This window comes from Streptomyces sp. MZ04 (assembly GCF_004684775.1).
In the GTDB taxonomy this organism is placed as follows: Bacteria; Actinomycetota; Actinomycetes; order Streptomycetales; family Streptomycetaceae; genus Streptomyces.
The window spans coordinates 86934-103120 of the sequence record NZ_SRIC01000003.1; the positions used below are offsets into that span (position 1 = coordinate 86934).

The window sequence follows — 16187 nt, forward strand, 5'->3', positions numbered from 1 at the left end:
AGTGGAACTCCCTGGGCGAAGGAGCAGGCATGAGTGAGGTAACCGCTGTGGAACGACCGCCGGAGCCGGACTGGTTGGCGATGACGGCCGAGGAACTGGTCGCCTACCGCGACGCGGAGAACCGGTTCCGGTCATCCGACGCGGCGCGGGTCGTCACCGGGGAGCCGGATCCCGGAGCCGGGATCGAATGGCAGGCCATAGCGCTGCCCGGCCGCGAACTCCCGGTCCGGGTGTACCGGCCGGCCCCAGGGCGCGACGGCGAGGGCGGCGACCGGGGCGAACTGCCCTTGGTGCTCCACGTACACGGCGGCGGCTTCGTGGGTACGGCGGTGCAGTGCGACTGGGTCACCAGCCACCTCGCCGCCCAACTGCCCGCGGTCGTCGTCTCGGTCGAACACCGCCTCCTCGACCCGCGGACCCCGCTGTCGGCGGCCGTCGACGACGGCTGGGACGTGCTCCAGCACGTGGTGCGGCACGCCGCGCAATGGGGCATCGACCCGGCGCGGACGGCCGTGTTCGGCGAGAGCTGCGGCGCGTTGATCAGCGCCCTGGCGGCGATCCGGGCCAAAGAGGCAGGACCGCACCTCCAGGCGCAGGTGCTGGTCAACCCGGCTGTCGATGTGACCGAGACGATGTTCGACTACCCCTCGGTCGTCGAGTACGCACACACCCCGACGCTCGCCGAGCCCCAACTGCGCCTGTTCCAGCGGCTCGCCGTGCCGGCGGGAACTGACTCCCGCGCGCTCTCGCCGCTCTCCGCAGACGACCTGAACGGGCTTGCCCCGGCGCTCGTCGTGGTGCCGACCCACGACGCGGTGGCCGATCACGGCCGCCGCTACGCCGAACGACTGCAAGCGGCCGGGACACTCACGCGGCTCACCGAATACCCAGGCGCGGGGCACGCGTTCCTCAGCATGCCCGGCATGGTGAAGCAGGCCGAGGCCGCGCGGACGGAGATCCTCGAGTTCCTCGGAGCCTCTCTCTGGAAGGATGGGGGGAAGGCGCGGTGAAACGCATCGGCATCAAACGCATCGGCGTCATCGGAGATGCGCCGCATGCTCACCACCGACGCCGCGTTGGTACGAGCCATCCCGCTGCCCACCGCGCGCGATCGCCGCTCCGTCACGGTGACGTTTCCGTCCCACCCGGTGGTGGACGCGCTCTTCGGCCGGCTGGGCGGGGCGCAGCCGGTCGCGGACGAGGCGGCCTTCGACGCACGCTCGCTGAGCGGGCTCGCCGCCGAGCATGAATCGCCGAAGGGGAACAACGAACGCATCCGCACCACGTGGTTCGACCCGGCCAACTCGGAAGCCCTCGGCAAGGCCCTCGACGGCCTCCTCGCCGATCTGAGGCAGCCCCGGAGCTGACGAGGCGGCCCCCGGCGCTGACGGGCGGCCCGGTCAGCTCGCGCGCCGGTCGATCAGCAGGCCCAGGCCGTCCAGGATGCGTTGCAGGCCGAACTCCAGTGCCTGGTCCTGACCGCCGTGCTGCGCCGCCGAGGCCGGCGCGGCGGCGACGGCCGGGTAGCGCTCGCCGTGCTCCCGCATCAACTCGCCGAGCGTGGCGCTGAGTTGCGCTTCGGGGTCACCCGCAGGGCCCGCCGCGCGGGCCTGCTGGGCGATCTCGCGTACGTGGCCGGACAGCAGGACGACCGCGTCCATCCGTTCGGCGCCCGTCAGGCCGGTGTCGTCCAGTGCGGCGAGGGCCTGTTCTATCCAGGCCGGCTCGCAGGGCCCCATGAGCCGCGGGCCGACCATCGGATCCCGGTCATGTTGGACGCGTCGCAGGTCAGGTCGTCGGCCAGGGAGCGCATCGCCGCGGGACCGCGGCGCAGCACGGTCAGTGCCTTGCCCTGGCTGGCCGTGAGATTCTCGCTCGCCGCCGCGAGCGTGAAGTCGCCGTAGTAGGCGCCGAGCGACCTGGAGAGCCCCTCCATGAGCTGGGCCGTTTCGGTGCGGGGAGAGCCTGTCATGAGGATCACTTTACCTCGTGAAACTTGACGATCTCAAATATCGACGTCTACGGTCGACCTCATTGCTTGAGAATCTCAAGCATCAAGGTTGTCAAGTAACCGAGCGAGAACTGAGAGAGAACCACCGTGTCCAACGCACATCGCGCCGCGCCCCCACGCGCCTCCGGGCAGACCCTGCTCGTCCTGGCGCTGGGTCTTGCCGCCATGGTCGTCTCGATGATGCAGACCCTGGTCGTCCCGGTGCTGAGCATCATCCAGTCCGACCTCGACGCCACCACCGCGAACGTCAGCTGGGTGACCACCGCCACGCTGCTCTCCGCCGCCGTCTTCACCCCGCTGCTCGGGCGCTTCGGCGACCAGCACGGCAAGAAGCAGACCCTCGTCGGCGTCCTGCTCGTGATGATCGCGGGCTCGGTGCTCGCCGCCACCACCAGCTCGCTGACCTGGCTGATCGTCGGCCGCGTCATGCAGGGCGCCGCGACCGCGATCTTCCCGCTCGCCCTGTCCGTGCTGCGCGAGGAGATCAAGCCGGCCAAGCTGCCCGGCGCCATGGCCCTGGTCAGCGGCACCCTCGCCTTCGGCAGCGGGCTCGCGCTTGTCGGCGCCGGACTCCTCACGCAGGGCTCCGACCCCGACTACCACCGGGTCTTCTGGCTCGCCGTGGTGCTCGCCGTCGTGGCGCTGGCCGGAGTGCTGTTCGTGGTGCCCGCCTCCCGCGCCAAGACCGGCGGACGGACCGACTGGCTGGGCGCCCTCGCCCTCGCGCTGCTGCTCGTACTGCTGCTTCTGCCCATCTCGCAGGGCCACGAGTGGGGCTGGACCTCCGGCCGGACGATCGGCGCCTTCGCCGGCGCGATCGTGATGGCGGGGGTGTGGGTCCTCACCGAGCTCCGGGTCAAGGAGCCGATGGTGGACATGAGGATGTTCGTCCACCGTCCCGTCCTCTTCACCAACCTGGCCGGGCTGCTCCTCGGCTTCGCGATGTTCGCCCAGTTCATCGGCGTCTCGTACCTCGTGCAGATGCCCGAACAGCTCACGGGATACGGATTCGGCGCCTCGGTCCTGGACGCGGCCGTCGTCTACCTCCTGCCGACCACCCTCGTCTCTCTGGTGGGCGCCCAGTTCGGCGGACTCCTTGTGCGCAGGATCGGGGCGCGCCTCACGCTGGCCGCCGGCGCCGCCTTCGGCGTGGCGGGATTCGCCTGGCTGACCGCCGCGCACGGCACCACCGCATCGGTGATCGGCGCGGGCATGGTCATCGGCCTGGCGATCAGCTTCGGCTACGCGTCGATGCCGGCGCTCATCGTCGCCAGTGTCCCGGCCCACCAGACCGGCATTGCCAACGGCATCAACTCCATCTCCCGCTCGGTCGGCAGCGCCATAGCGAGCGCGATGATCACCTCGCTTCTCGCGTCGAAGACCATCGAGCTGCCGGACGGCATGCCCGCGCTGCCCCAGGAGAGCCAGTTCACGCTGAGCTTCGCCATCGCCGGAGCGGCCTTCGCCCTGGTCGTGGCCGTCGCCCTCATCGGCCTCAAGGCGGCGCACGCGCCGCGAGCCGCGGTGGTGCGCACGGACCGGCCCGCGGTAGCGGAACCCGCCGCCGAACTCGTGTGACAGGTCGCGCCCCATGCTGCGGCAGTGCGCCCCGCCGGTCCGGCGGGGCGCACTGCCCTATGACGACGTCATGCCGGGGCCTGTTCGGGAGCGGTGTCGGCGGCAGCCTGCAGCCGTGAGTGGCGGCGGCTGTACGAGAGGTAGACGGCCAGGGCCAGGCCGAGCCAGCCGCCGAACAACAGGTAGGTGCCGAGCGGCAGTTCATAGATGAGGTAGCCGCAGGCCAGGAGCGAGAGCAGCGGCACCACCGGATAGCCGGGGACCCGGAAACCGCGGTCGAGGTCCGGGGCCGTACGGCGCAGGATCATCACGCCGAGGGACACCACCGCGAAGGCCGCCAGGGTGCCCATGCTGGTGAGATCGGCGAGCAGGTCCAGCGGGAAGACCGCCGCGAGGACGGCGACGAAGGCGCCGGTCAGGAGCGTGCTGAACACCGGCGTTCCGGTGCGCGGGCTCACCCGGCGGAACGCTGCGGGCAGCATGCCGTCGCGGCCCATCGTGTACAGGATGCGGCTCTGTCCGTACAGCACGACCAGGGTGACGCTGACGATGGAAAGCACCGCCCCCGCGGAGAGCAGCACGGCGGGCCAGCCTGCTCCGGTGACCGTGGCGAGGATGTCGGAGAGCCCGGCCTGCTGCCCCTCGAACGCCGTCCAGGGCTGGGCGCCCACACCCACCACGGCCACCAGGATGTACGTGAGGGTGACCACGACCAGGGCCCCGACGATGGCCAGCGGCAGGGTGCGCCGCGGGTCGCGGACCTCCTCGCCCGCGGTGGAGACCGCGTCCAGGCCGATGAAGGCGAAGAACACGGTGGCCGATGCCGTGCCGATGCCGGCCACGCCCAGGGGAGCGAACGGCTGGAAGTGGCCGGCGTCGAAGCCGGTGATCCCCACCACCACGAACAGGGCGAGCACCGCGAGCTTGACCAGCACCATCGCGGTGTTGAACGCGGCCGACTCCTTGGCGCCGCGCACCAGCAGCAGGCAGCAGAGGCCCACCAGGACCACCCCGGGCAGGTTGATCAATCCGCCCGCGCCCGGCGGCGCCGATATCGCCTCGGGCATCCGGAACCCGAAGAGGCGCTCGGTGAAGTCGTTGAGGTACTGCCCCCAGCTCACCGCGATCGCGGCGCCCGAGACCGCGTACTCGAGGAGCAGGCACCAGCCCACCGCCCAGGCCGCGAACTCGCCGAGGGTGGCGTACGCGTAGGAGTAGGAGGAGCCGGACACCGGTACCGCCGATGCCAGTTCCGCGTAACAGAGCGCGGTGAGCGCCGCGGCGGTCGCGGCGAGGGCGAAAGACACGACGACCGCGGGGCCTGCCTCCGGTACCGCGCTGCCGAGGAGGAAGAAGATCCCGGTGCCGATGGTGGCGCCGACGCCGATCATCGTGAGCTGGAAGGGACCGATACTGCGGCGCAGCCCGCCGCCCCCGTCCGACTCCGACTCCGACTCCGTGGTGAAGGTGTGCAACGGCTTGCGTCTCAGCAGCTGCTGACGCAGCGTCGGCCGAACGGGCATCGAGGCTCCTACGGGGAAGAGGGGAGGGCGGGGACGGTTGACTACTCAGGGAAGGTCGCGGCGCAGCAGGTCGCCGTACGTCTCCCGGCGGACCACGGCGCGCGCGTCGCCGTCGGCGCAGAAGACGACCGGCGGCCGCAGCGCGCCGTTGTAGTTGTTGCCGAGGGAGAAGCAGTACGCGCCGGTGGCCGGCACCGCGATCACATCTCCGGGACGGGGATCGCGCAGCCGCACCCCGGTGCTCAGGCTGTCGCCGGACTCGCAGTGCCTGCCCACCAGGTCGCAGGGGTCACCGCCGCCCACGCGTGTGACGACGGTGGCCTCGAAGCGCTGTCCGTACAGGGCGACTTCCAGGTTGTCGCCCATCCCGCCGTCCACGGCGACGAACGTCGGCTCGCCGTGCTTGACGGTGACCACCCGGTAGAGCGTCACCCCGGCCTCGGCCACCATGGACCGGCCGGGCTCGATCACCATCTGCGCGTCGGCGGGCAGCACCCGGCGCGCGGCGCCCACCAGCGTGTCGAGGTACTCCTCGACGCTGGGCGGGTGATCGTCGTAGGTGTAGCGGGCCCCCAGGCCGCCACCGAGGTCGTAGACGGCGAAGGCGCCGAGACCCGCCACCGCCTCCACCGCCCGCGCGAACGGGTCGGTGTCGAGGATCTGGGACCCGATGTGGACATGTACGCCGTCGAGGCGCAGCCGGTCGCTTCCGCGCAGCCGGGCGATCGCCTCCCGGGCCTGGGGCAGTGTCAGGCCGAACTTCGATCCCTCCTGTCCGGTGGAGACCGCAGCGTGGGTGTCGGGACGGATGCCGGGTGTGACCCGGACGAGAACGGGCTGCTCGGCGGAGGCGGGGACGATCCGCTCGAGGCGGTCGATGTCGTCGAAGTTGTCGATGACGACAAGGCCCGCCCCGGCCTCCACGGCCATCCGCAGCTCGGCGTCCGTCTTGGCGTTCCCGTGCACCACCAGCGAAGCCGGGTCGACCCCGCCCGCCAGGGCCAGGGTCAGCTCACCGCCGCTCGCGACATCGATGCTCAGCCCCTCATCGGCGAGCAGCCGGTACACGGCGGTGCACGGGAACGCCTTGGACGCGAACGCCACCCGCGAAGGGGACCACCGCGCGGCGAGCCCACGCGCGTACCGCCGTGCTCGGTCGCGCAGCGCCGCCTCGTCGACGATCAGCGCGGGCGTGCCGAAGCGCTCCGCCAGGTCGGTCGCCCGACAGCCGCCGATGACGAGGCCGCCGTCCTCGGCGAGCGCCGCTCCCGGCGGGAACAGCCCGAGGAGTGCCGCCTGCGACGCAGCCTGCGACGCCTCGGACGACGGCGGCTGGGTGGTCGGCGCGACCGGGATGGCCATGGTGTTCCTCCGTACATGTGCTGCGGTCTCCCCGAGCCGGGGACCGGTCGCACCATGCTGGAGCCCGCCCCGCTCCCGCCGCCTTGTCGCGAACGCCTAGGATCCGGCCATGGAATGGTCGGGATCGCCAATCGGCGAAGGCGGTGACGGAAGCGGCGAGGAGCTGTTCGCGCTCGCCGACGCCATCGCGGCGGTCATCGGGGGATCGGTGGCCATCGAGGATCTGGACACCCGGGTGCTCGCGCACTCCACGCTGGCGGGCCAGCGCATCGACGAGCTGCGCCGCCAGGGCATCCTCGGCCGGCAGGTCCCCGACCAGCCGGCGCCGCAGGCCGCCCGGCAGCAGCGCCAGTACCGGGACGTCCTGGCGGCCCCCGGTGTCCTGGCGCTGCCGGGCCTTGCCGATGGCGAACTGCCGCGCGCCGCCGTCGCCATCCGCGCGGGAGACCTTCCCCTCGGCACGATCTGGGCGATCGTGGACCGGGAGCCCCTCGACGATGCCGGGCAGCGGGCTCTGCTGGAGGGTGCCGGGACCGCGGCCCTGCATCTGCTGCGCCGCCGAAGCGCCGCCGCCTTGGAACTGCACGCCCGCGACCAGGCCCTGCGCGCCGCGCTCGACGGCACCGCGCCGGCGCCGGAGACGGCTCACCGGCTCGGCCTGCCGAAGGGCGCCCAGGTCACCGTGCTCGCCTTCGCCCCGGTGCGTCCCGCCCCGGAGGCGGGCACACTCCTGGCACGTCTGGGCGCCGACCTCGGCCGGCACTTCTCGGCGGTACGTCCCACGGGCGCGGTCTCCACCGGCCCACGCTCCGTGTACGCCCTGCTGCCCGCCGACGACCCGGAAGCGGCCCGGCGACAGGCCGCCCAGGCACTCGCCGCCGTCTCCCGCCCCCGCACCCGGCCGCTGCGCGCCGCCGTCAGCCGGCTCACCGCGGACCTGACGGAACTGTCCGCGCTGCGCGCCGAGGCCGACGACGTCCTCCGGGTGACCACCGGCGACCCGGACCGCCCCGACGTCGCCGCGCTGACCGACGTACACGCCCAAGTGCTCATCGCCCACCTCGCGGACGCGCTGGACCACCGGCCGAGGCTGCGCCACCCCGGCGTCGAGGCGATGCTCGAGCACGACCGCACCCATCACACGCGGTACGCCGCCTCGGTGACGGCCTGGCTCGACGCCGTCGGGAACGTCGGTGAAGCGGCGCGGCGGCTCAACATCCACCCGAACACCCTCAAGTACCGGCTCCGGCGCACACGGGAGGTCTTCGGCCTCGACCTCGACACCCCCGACGGCCGGCTTGCCTGCTGGCTGCAACTGCGGATCGGGTCGCGTCACGGCTTCTGACGTCCGTTCGCGACCCGTTCGGACCCGTTCGGACCCGGTGGATCGCGGGGCCACGGCCCGCGCGACAGGCTGGGGCCCATGACCACGACGTACGACCTGCAACTGCTGGCCGACGAGCACCTCTCCCGTGCGCAGAACTCGGCGCACGGACGCAGCGCCCATCTGCTGCTGCGCGAGGATCCGCTGAGGCAGAGCGTGATCGCCCTGACGGCGGGCAACGCGCTGGACGAGCACTACACGCCTGTCGCCGCGACGCTCCAGGTGCTGCGGGGCACGGTGCGGCTGACGGCCGCATCCGGGGACGTCACCCTCGTCGCGGGTCAGCTCCACCCGATCGGGCCGGAACGCCACGGCCTGACCGCGGTCACGGACGCCGCCGTACTCCTGACGACCGTCACGGCCTGAGCCCACGGCGGGGCCCGGAACGCGGGGGCGCCCGCACGCCGTTCACGCCACTCACACGTGCTCGCCACATCTTTTGACCGGCGTCAAGAACCGGAACTACGTTCGGCGCGCCGATCAGCACGCACACCGAGTGAGTGGAGCATTTCCCGTGTCACCCATCGAGGCGTCCGCGTCGCCTCTCCTGACCCCCAGTGCCGCCCCGGACTGGCTCGCGGACAATCTCGGCGCCGTGATAGGCATCCCGCTGCGGATCCTCGTCATCGTCGTGGCCGCGATGCTCGTCCGGGCGCTGGCCAGGCGAGCCATCACCCGGGTCGTGGATCGCATCCTGCAGCCCGCCGAAGGGGAGAACGAACCGCGCCGCTCCACGCGCGGCCCCGCGGTCCTGCAGCGTGACGCGTCCCGTGCCGACGAGCGGCGCGAGCAGCGGGCCCGCACCATCGGCTCGGTGCTCAGCAGCATCGTGACCGTCGTCATCGCCGTCATGGGCCTGGCCATGATCCTCGATCAGATCGGCATCGCGCTCGGCCCGTTGCTCGCCAGCGCGGGCGTGGTGGGCCTGGCGATCGGCTTCGGCGCCCAGAGCCTGGTCGCGGACTACCTGTCCGGGATGCTCATCATGCTCGAGGACCAGTACGGCGTGGGCGACTCCGTCGACCTCGGGGAAGCCGTCGGCGAGGTCGAGCACGTCGGCCTGCGGCTCACCCAGGTCCGGGACATCAACGGCGGCCTGTGGCACATCCGCAACGGCGAGATCCTGCGGGTGCGCAACGACAGCCAGGACTGGGCCCGCGCGGTCCTCGACGTCTCCGTCGCCTACGACACGAACCTGGAAACCCTGTTCGGCGTCCTGGAGGAGACCGGCCACGCGCTGCGCGAGGACCCGCACTTCGAGAAGGTTCTCCTGGAGGACCCCGAGGTCTGGGGCGTGCAGTCGCTCGACGTCGACGGCATCGTCGTACGCCTCGTCGTCAAGACCGCCCCGCTCAAGCAGTGGTCCGTCACCCGCGAACTGCGCCGCCGCGTGAAGGAGTCCCTCGACGCCGCGGGCATCGAGCATCCCTTCCCGCAGCGCACCGTCTGGATGCGTACGGAGGACTCGGGTACGGCGTCCAAGGACGTGGCCCCGGCCCCGGCGTCTGCGGGCCGCTGAACCACGGGTGCGCCTCAGAACACCGACAACCCGGTCAGAGTCGTGAACCGGTCCAGTGCCGCGACGCCCGCCACGGAATTGCCGCGCCGGTCCAGTCCCGGACTCCAGACGCACAACGTGCAGTGGCCGGGGACGACGGCGATGATGCCGCCGCCGACGCCGCTCTTTCCGGGCAGGCCGACGCGGTAGGCGAAGTCGCCCGCCGCGTCGTACGTGCCGCAGGTGAGCATGATCGCGTTGACCTGTTTGGCCTGGCTGCGGGTGAGCAGGCGTGAGCCGTCGGCGCGGATGCCGTGGCGGGCGAGGAAGCCGGTGGCGAGGGCGAGGTCGGCGCAGGAGGCCTCGATGGAGCACTGGCGGAAGTACTGGTCGAGCAGGACCGGCACCGGATTGTCGATGTTCTCGTAGGACGCCATGAAGTGGCCGAGCGCGGCATTGCGGTCGCCGTGGGCGGACTCGGACGCGGCGACGTCATGGTTGATGGCAAGCCGCTCGTTCCCGCTCTCGGCGCGCAGGAAGCGCAGAAGGGCGCCCGCCGCGTCGCCGGTCTGGGTCTGCAGCCGGTCGGTGACGACCAGCGCGCCCGCGTTGATGAACGGATTGCGCGGGATGCCGTTCTCGTACTCCAGCTGCACCAGCGAGTTGAAGGGGTTTCCGGAGGGCTCGCGCCCGACGTGCTCCCACAGCGTGTCGCCCTCGCGCGCCAGGTCGAGCGCGAGGGTGAAGACCTTGGTGATGGACTGCGTGGAGAACGGCTCCCGCCAGTCGCCCACCCCGTACACCGTGCCGTCCGGCTCCGCGACGGCCATGCCGAAACGGCTCGGGTCGCAGGCCGCGAGCGCCGGGATGTAGCCGGCGGGTCGGCCGCGCCCCGGGGTCTCCTCGATCTCGGCCGCGATGCGGTCCAGAACCGGCTGAAAGGTCAGGGACGAGGTCATGATCACCATTGTGCGTGATCAACCGGAGGAGCCGGGATCGGTCGCCGTGCCGCGCGGACGGAACCGGTAGCCGTACAGACCGCGCGAGCCGCAGGCGATCAGGTCGTGCCCGTCGCCCGTCCAGGCACAGGCGAGCAGCGGGGCCTCCGTACGCATCAGGGTCAGCGCCTCGCCCGTCGCGCGATCCCAGATGTGCAGCGTCCGCGAGCCGGTCACGACGGCGATGCGGCCGCCGTCCGGCGTGATCGCCAGTGACGTGACCCGGCCGGTGTGCCCGGTGAGGACAGCAGTGCAGGCGCCCCCGGCGCGGTCCCAGATCCTCGTGGTGCCGTCCTCCCCGCCGGTGGCGAGCCAGGTGCCGTCCGGTGCGACGGCGATGGCCGTCACCGGGGCGGTGTGGCCGGTCAGGGTGGTCGCGCGCCGGGTGGCCATGTTCCACAGCTTGACCTTCTTGTCCTCACCGCCGGTCGCGACCCAGGACCCGTCGAGCGCCATGGTCGCTACGGTCACGCGGCCGGTGTGGCCGGGGCGGGTGTGTGCCGCCGGGGATTCCTCCGTGGGGTCCCAGAACGTCACGGCGCCCTCCATGTCGCCCACGACGAACCGGGATCGGTTCGCGGCGATCGCCAGGGTGGTGATGGTGACCCCGAAGCGTGGAAAGATCTGCTGCTCGAGAGTTCCGGCCAGATCGTAGACGTAGGCATACGAAGCGAGGTCGGCGCGAGTGGGCCGGTGGCTGTCCTGACATTCGGCCAAGTACCTGCAGTCCGGGGACAGCGCAAGGACGGCGTGAAATCTGTACCTGCTGTTCTGCTCCCAGGAGACGGCATCCCAGCCGGTCACGGACTCGGCGTGCGGGGCCCAGATCCGGAGATCGTTCGACGGGTGCAGCGTGACAAGCCGGCTGCCGTCCGGTGTGATCGAGGCCGCTCGCGCGGCGGTTCCCTGGCCTGAATCACTGCTGTCCCGCAGTCCAGTGCGCCACCCGGGCCCGTCGACAGGCGGGGCCTCCGTGTCCCAGATCTTGATCGTCTCGTCGTCGCAGGCGTTGCGCGCCCTCAGGGCGACGGGCACGTCGCCCGTATCCCCATGACGCCCACGACACTCCAGGAGTTCCCAACCGCTCGCCCCGGCCGGGCCGTTGGCGCGGGCGGTTCGGTTCAGCGGGGCTGGGTCCCGGCCAGTGCCTCCGGCCGCAGCAGCTCGGTCAGCCGCTCGGCCGGCAACAGGCCCTGCTCCAGAACCAGTTCGGCAACGCCGCGCCCCGAGGCCAGCGCCTCCTTGGCGATGGTGGTGGCCGCCTCGTAGCCGATGTGCGGGTTGAGCGCGGTCACCAGGCCGATGGAGTTCTCCACCGCCGCGCGCAGCCCCTCCGTGTTGGCCGTGATCCCGACGACGCACCGCTCGGCGAGCGTCAGGCAGGCGGCGCGCAGGTGCGTGATGCTCTCGGAGAGGGAGTGCAGGATGATCGGCTCGAAGGCGTTCAGCTGCAGCTGGCCCGCCTCCGCCGCCATGGTGATCGTGACGTCGTTGCCGATCACCTCGAAGGCGACCTGGTTGACGACCTCGGGGATCACCGGGTTCACCTTGCCCGGCATGATGCTCGAACCGGCCTGCACCGGCGGCAGGTTGATCTCGTTCAGGCCCGCGCGCGGCCCGGACGAGAGCAGCCGCAGGTCGTTGCAGCTCTTGGAGAGCTTCACCGCGATCCGCTTCAGCACCCCCGACATCTGCACGAACGCCCCGCAGTCCTGCGTGGCCTCGACCAGGTTCGCGGCGGTGACCAGTGGAAGGCCGGTGATCTCGGCCAGCTGCCGGCGCGCGGACTCGGCGTATCCGGCGGGTGCGTTGAGCCCCGTCCCGATCGCCGTCGCGCCCAGGTTGATCTCGTGGATCAGCTCGACGGCCTCGGCGAGCCGGCTGCGGTCCTCGTCCAGCATCACCGCGTACGCCGAGAACTCCTGGCCCAGCGTCATCGGCACGGCGTCCTGCAGCTGCGTACGCCCCATCTTCAGGACGTCGCGGAACTCGATCGCCTTCGCGGCGAAGGCGTCCTGCAGCACGGCCATGGCCTGGAGGAGACCGCGTACCGCGAAGACCGTGCCGATCTTGACGGCCGTCGGGTAGACGTCGTTGGTGGACTGCCCGAGGTTGACGTCCTCGTTCGGGTGCAGGAAGGCGTACTCGCCCTTGGCATGGCCGAGCAGCTCGAGCGCACGGTTGGCGACGACCTCGTTGGCGTTCATGTTGGTCGACGTCCCGGCTCCGCCCTGGATGACGTCCACGACGAACTGGTCGTGCAGCTTGCCGTCGCGGATCTCCCGGCAGGCCTCGACGATGGCGGCGGCCTTGCGCGGCTCGAGCAGGCCCAGTTCCTCGTTGGCGCGGGCCGCGGCCTCCTTGACGGCGGCGAGCGCGTCGATCAGATGCGGGTACGCGGAGATCGGCGTACCGGTGATGGGGAAGTTCTCCTTGGCGCGCAGGGAGTGGACACCCCAGTAGGCCTCGGCGGGGACGTCACGGTGGCCGAGCAGGTCGTGCTCGCTGCGGACGGACATAGCGGTGTGGATCTTCCTTCTGGAGTGGGTGGGGATGAGTTGGTCCTACAGGGGCGGGGAGCTCAGGCCGCCGTAGTCGGCCGGAGCGAGCGCGCGGGCCGGATGCTCCCGACCACCGCCCCGCCCCCGAGCAGCGGTGCCCCGGCGAACTCGGCGAGCGCGGCCGGGTCGACACCGCAGCGCGCGAGGGCCGCCGCGGTGACCGGCACGCGCGCCCGGTCCGCCCCGTCGGCGATCTTCACGGCGACGGCCCGGCCGTCCGGCAACGCCGCGACCTGCACACCTTCGAAACCGTCCTTGGCCAGCAGCCCCGGCACGGCCCGCATCAGCGCGGCGACGTCGCGGCCGGAACCCGACGCCATCTCGGCGTGTGCGCGCATCGCGTCGGCCACCCGCGCCTCGGGGGTGCCGGGCGGGGCCGTCGTGATGCGGGCGGCGGCGCGCGCGAGGCCGTGCAGGGAGACGGAGAAGAGCGGCGCGCCGCAGCCGTCGACCGTCACCTGGGCGATGGCCTGCCCGGTGAGGTCCTCGACGGTCAGGGCGATCGCCTGCTGCAGCGGATGGGCGGGGTCGAGGTAGTCGTCGAGCGACCAGCCGCCGAGCCGCGCCGCGTAGAGCATCGCGGCGTGCTTGCCCGAGCAGTTCTGCGCGAGCCGCGACGGCAGCCGCCCCGCGCGGATCCAGTCCTCGCGGACGACCGGGTCGAACGGCAGGTCCGTGACGTTGCGCAGATCCGCCTCGCCGAGCCCGGCGAGCTCCAGGATCCGCCGGGTGCCCGCCAGATGCCGCTCCTCGCCGGAGTGGCTGGCCGCGGTCAGTGCGAGCAGCTCGCCGTCGAGCGGAAGACCGGCCCGCAGCAGCGCCACGGCCTGCACGGGCTTGAGCGCCGAGCGCGGATAGAAGGCCACCTCGACGTCACCGATCTGCAGCTCCACGCGGCCGTCCGCGCCGAGCACGACGACCGAGCCGTGGTGGACACCCTCGACGACACCGCCGCGTACGAGATGGGCGACGGGCGCGTGCAGCGGTTCCCGGACGGAGGGCGCCTCGGTGAGTGAACGGCCGTACGCGGAAAGTGTGTTGAGGTGGCTCACGCGTCCGCCCCGGACTTGCGCACGGCCGCCACCCGGCCCCGCACGCCGTACCATCCCGCCACCAGCACGGCCGCGATCAGCGGCAGGCACAGCACCGTCGTGCGGCTCGCGCCCCCGTCGGCGTACATCAGGACCAGGACGGACGCCAGGAAGAAGAGGGTGACCAGCTCGGTCCAGGGGGAGCCCGGCAGCCGGTAGTCCGGGCGCTCGAGTTCGCCGTCCTGGGTCTTCCGCCAGAACTGCAGATGGCAGAGCATGATCATGCCCCAGGTGGCGAGGATGCCGAGGGCCGCGAAGTTGAGGACGATCTCGAACGCGTCGGCGGGGACCACGAAGTTGAGCCCGACGCCGAGCACACAGATGCCGCTGGTGAGCAGGATGCCGCCGTACGGGACCTGGCTGCGGCTCATGACTCCGGTGAACCGGGGCGCGGAGCCGGACATCGCCATGGAGCGCAGGATGCGGCCGGTGGAGTACAGGCCGGAGTTCAGCGACGACATGGCCGCGGTCAGCACCACGAGGTTCATCACGCCGCCGGCGGCCGGGATGCCGATATGGGAGAGCACGGTGACGAAGGGGCTCTCGCCGGAGGTGTACTTGTTCCACGGCAGCAGCATCGAGAGCAGCAGCACGGAGCCGACGTAGAAGAGACCGACGCGCCACATGATCGAGTTGATGGCCTTCGGCATGATCTTCTCGGGGTTCTCGGTCTCGCCCGCCGCGACGCCCACCAGCTCCACAGAGGCGTACGCGAAGACGACACCCTGGATGATCAGCAGCATCGGCAGCAGGCCGCTGGGGAAGATGCCGCCGTTGTCGGTGACCAGGGACGGGCCGGGGGAGTGGCCGTCCACGGGCTGCTGGGTGACAAGCAGGAAGATCCCGATCAGCATGAAGATCACAAGGGCGCTGACCTTGACGATCGCGAACCAGAACTCCAGCTCCCCGAAGATCTTCACGGAGATGAGGTTCACGGTGAGGACCACGGCCAGCGCGATCAGGGCGATCACCCACTGCGGGATGTCGGAGAACATGCCCCAGTAGTGGGTGTACGTGGCGACCGCGGTGATGTCGGCGATGCCGGTGGTCGCCCAGTTCAGGAAGTACATCCAGCCCGCCGTGTAGGCGCCCTTCTCGCCGAGGAACTCCCGTGCGTACGACACGAAGGCGCCGGACGACGGCCGGTACAGGACGAGTTCACCGAGGGCGCGGACGACCAGGAAGGCGAAGAGACCGCAGACGGCGTACGCGATGAACAGCGAGGGACCCGCCTCGGCGAGCCGGCCGCCGGCGCCGAGGAAGAGCCCCGTCCCGATGGCGCCGCCGATGGCGATCATGTTCACGTGCCGGGACTTCAGGGACTTGCTGTACCCCGCGTCGCCGGCGTCGACATGCGCGCCCGCCTTCCGTATCCGCCCGGTCTGCTCGTCGAGGGACTGCTCGCTCACGCTGGGGCTCCGCCTTCCGTTGGGACGTCCGTGGGCTCGGGGCGCACGATCGCGGTGAGGGTCGTCTCGACGCGGTCGAGGTGGTGTGCCATGGCGTCGGTGGCGTCGTGCTCGCTGCCGTCGATCAGGGCCTCGACGATGGCGCGGTGCTCGCGGTTGGACTGCTCGCGGCGCCCGCCGAGTTCGTTCAGGAACGCCGACTGGCGGGCCAGCGCGTCCCGGATCTCCTCGATCACGCGGCGGAAGACCGGGTTCTGGGCGGCCTGCGCGACGGCGAGGTGGAAGAGCGTGTCCATGGCCACCCAGGCGGTGGTGTCGGTCTCGCGCTCCATCCGCTCGAGGAGGTGGGCGAGGTGGTCGAGGTCCTCGGGCGTCCGGCGCGCCGCGGCGTACCCCGCCACCGGGATCTCGACGTGCCGCCGGACCTCGAGGAGATCGCTGGCCGCGTAGTCGCCGAAGGTGGGGTCCTCGTCAGGACCGTTGGACACGACGAAGGTGCCCTTGCCGGTGCGGGAGACGGTGAGACCCATCGTCTGCAGGGCCCGCAGGGCCTCCCGCAGCACGGGTCTGCTGACCTCCAGGCGACGGCAGAGCTCCGCCTCGGAGGGCAGCTTGTCCCCGACGGCGTAGTCGCCGCGCTCAATGGCAGTACGCAGATGACCGAGGACCGCTTCCATGGCGCTGACGCGCCGCGGCACCGAGCCACCTGTCTGGCTGTCTGACAGGTTCACGGAGGTGATCCTGTGGGGGAACGGGAGGGGCTGTCAAGAGA

At 71.4% G+C, this 16187-nt stretch carries 15 protein-coding genes and 1 pseudogene; 6 read left to right on the forward strand and 10 right to left on the reverse strand.

Translation table 11 applies throughout. The features are described 5' to 3' along the window. Window positions 1–29: 29 nt before the first annotated feature. Together E2651_RS01750 and E2651_RS01755 are read left to right on the forward strand one after the other, a co-directional pair. Entirely contained in the window at window positions 30–1010 is a 981-nt protein-coding gene (locus E2651_RS01750) for an alpha/beta hydrolase (RefSeq protein ID WP_135329144.1), read from the forward strand. A 45-nt stretch (window positions 1011–1055) separates the two neighbouring features. Then, window positions 1056–1367: a hypothetical protein gene (locus E2651_RS01755; RefSeq protein WP_245238496.1), complete on the forward strand. Its 312-nt coding sequence runs from the start codon at window positions 1056–1058 to the stop codon at window positions 1365–1367. Between the two features lie 33 nt (window positions 1368–1400). Here the strand turns inward: E2651_RS01755 and E2651_RS01760 are convergent, their stop codons facing one another. Next, the gene (locus E2651_RS01760; protein WP_245238497.1) at window positions 1401–1739 is read right to left on the reverse strand and encodes a TetR/AcrR family transcriptional regulator C-terminal domain-containing protein; all 339 of its coding nucleotides are present in this window, start codon (window positions 1737–1739) and stop codon (window positions 1401–1403) included. A 20-nt stretch (window positions 1740–1759) separates the two neighbouring features. After that, a pseudogene (locus E2651_RS01765) lies at window positions 1760–1936 on the reverse strand (MarR family transcriptional regulator); the annotation flags it as partial. Window positions 1937–2098: 162 nt separating this feature from the next. Here E2651_RS01765 and E2651_RS01770 point away from each other — a divergent pair. Next, window positions 2099–3589, forward strand: coding sequence for an MFS transporter (locus tag E2651_RS01770; RefSeq protein WP_135329146.1), 1491 nt, complete (start codon window positions 2099–2101; stop codon window positions 3587–3589). A gap of 68 nt (window positions 3590–3657) precedes the next feature. On the opposite strand, the gene E2651_RS01775 is transcribed toward E2651_RS01770, so the two are convergent. Continuing rightward, window positions 3658–5112 carry an amino acid permease gene (locus tag E2651_RS01775; RefSeq protein WP_135329147.1) on the reverse strand — a complete coding sequence of 485 codons (1455 nt, stop codon included), beginning with the start codon at window positions 5110–5112 and terminating at the stop codon, window positions 3658–3660. A 45-nt stretch (window positions 5113–5157) separates the two neighbouring features. Further along, on the reverse strand, window positions 5158–6474 hold the full coding sequence (gene lysA / locus E2651_RS01780) for a diaminopimelate decarboxylase (RefSeq protein ID WP_135329148.1): 1317 nt from the start codon (window positions 6472–6474) through the stop codon (window positions 5158–5160). Between the two features lie 109 nt (window positions 6475–6583). Between lysA and E2651_RS01785 the strand changes: the two genes are divergently transcribed. The 3 genes from E2651_RS01785 to E2651_RS01795 all read left to right on the forward strand — a co-directional run bounded on the left by E2651_RS01785 (window position 6584) and on the right by E2651_RS01795 (window position 9377). Beyond that, window positions 6584–7819, forward strand: coding sequence for a helix-turn-helix domain-containing protein (locus E2651_RS01785; protein ID WP_135329149.1), 1236 nt, complete (start codon window positions 6584–6586; stop codon window positions 7817–7819). A gap of 78 nt (window positions 7820–7897) precedes the next feature. Continuing rightward, window positions 7898–8224: a cupin gene (locus E2651_RS01790; RefSeq protein WP_135329150.1), complete on the forward strand. Its 327-nt coding sequence runs from the start codon at window positions 7898–7900 to the stop codon at window positions 8222–8224. Window positions 8225–8372: 148 nt separating this feature from the next. Continuing rightward, entirely contained in the window at window positions 8373–9377 is a 1005-nt protein-coding gene (locus tag E2651_RS01795; protein ID WP_167828657.1) for a mechanosensitive ion channel family protein, read from the forward strand. Between the two features lie 14 nt (window positions 9378–9391). Here the strand turns inward: E2651_RS01795 and E2651_RS01800 are convergent, their stop codons facing one another. The 6 genes from E2651_RS01800 to E2651_RS01825 form a co-directional block, all read right to left on the reverse strand. Further along, window positions 9392–10324: a glutaminase gene (locus E2651_RS01800; RefSeq protein WP_167828658.1), complete on the reverse strand. Its 933-nt coding sequence runs from the start codon at window positions 10322–10324 to the stop codon at window positions 9392–9394. A gap of 9 nt (window positions 10325–10333) precedes the next feature. Beyond that, a complete protein-coding gene (locus tag E2651_RS01805; RefSeq protein WP_135329152.1) occupies window positions 10334–11389 on the reverse strand; it encodes a hypothetical protein in 1056 nt (351 codons plus the stop codon). A gap of 86 nt (window positions 11390–11475) precedes the next feature. Then, entirely contained in the window at window positions 11476–12873 is a 1398-nt protein-coding gene (gene aspA / locus E2651_RS01810) for an aspartate ammonia-lyase (protein ID WP_135329153.1), read from the reverse strand. Window positions 12874–12935: 62 nt separating this feature from the next. Beyond that, the gene (locus E2651_RS01815; RefSeq protein ID WP_245238498.1) at window positions 12936–13967 is read right to left on the reverse strand and encodes an asparaginase; all 1032 of its coding nucleotides are present in this window, start codon (window positions 13965–13967) and stop codon (window positions 12936–12938) included. Further along, window positions 13964–15415 (reverse strand): amino acid permease, encoded by a 1452-nt coding sequence (locus E2651_RS01820; protein WP_135329155.1) that lies wholly within the window; start codon window positions 15413–15415, stop codon window positions 13964–13966. The genes E2651_RS01815 and E2651_RS01820 overlap by 4 nt, the downstream gene beginning before the upstream one ends. After that, the gene (locus E2651_RS01825; protein ID WP_135329156.1) at window positions 15412–16146 is read right to left on the reverse strand and encodes a FadR/GntR family transcriptional regulator; all 735 of its coding nucleotides are present in this window, start codon (window positions 16144–16146) and stop codon (window positions 15412–15414) included. The genes E2651_RS01820 and E2651_RS01825 overlap by 4 nt, the downstream gene beginning before the upstream one ends. Between the last annotated feature and the right edge of the window lie 41 nt (window positions 16147–16187).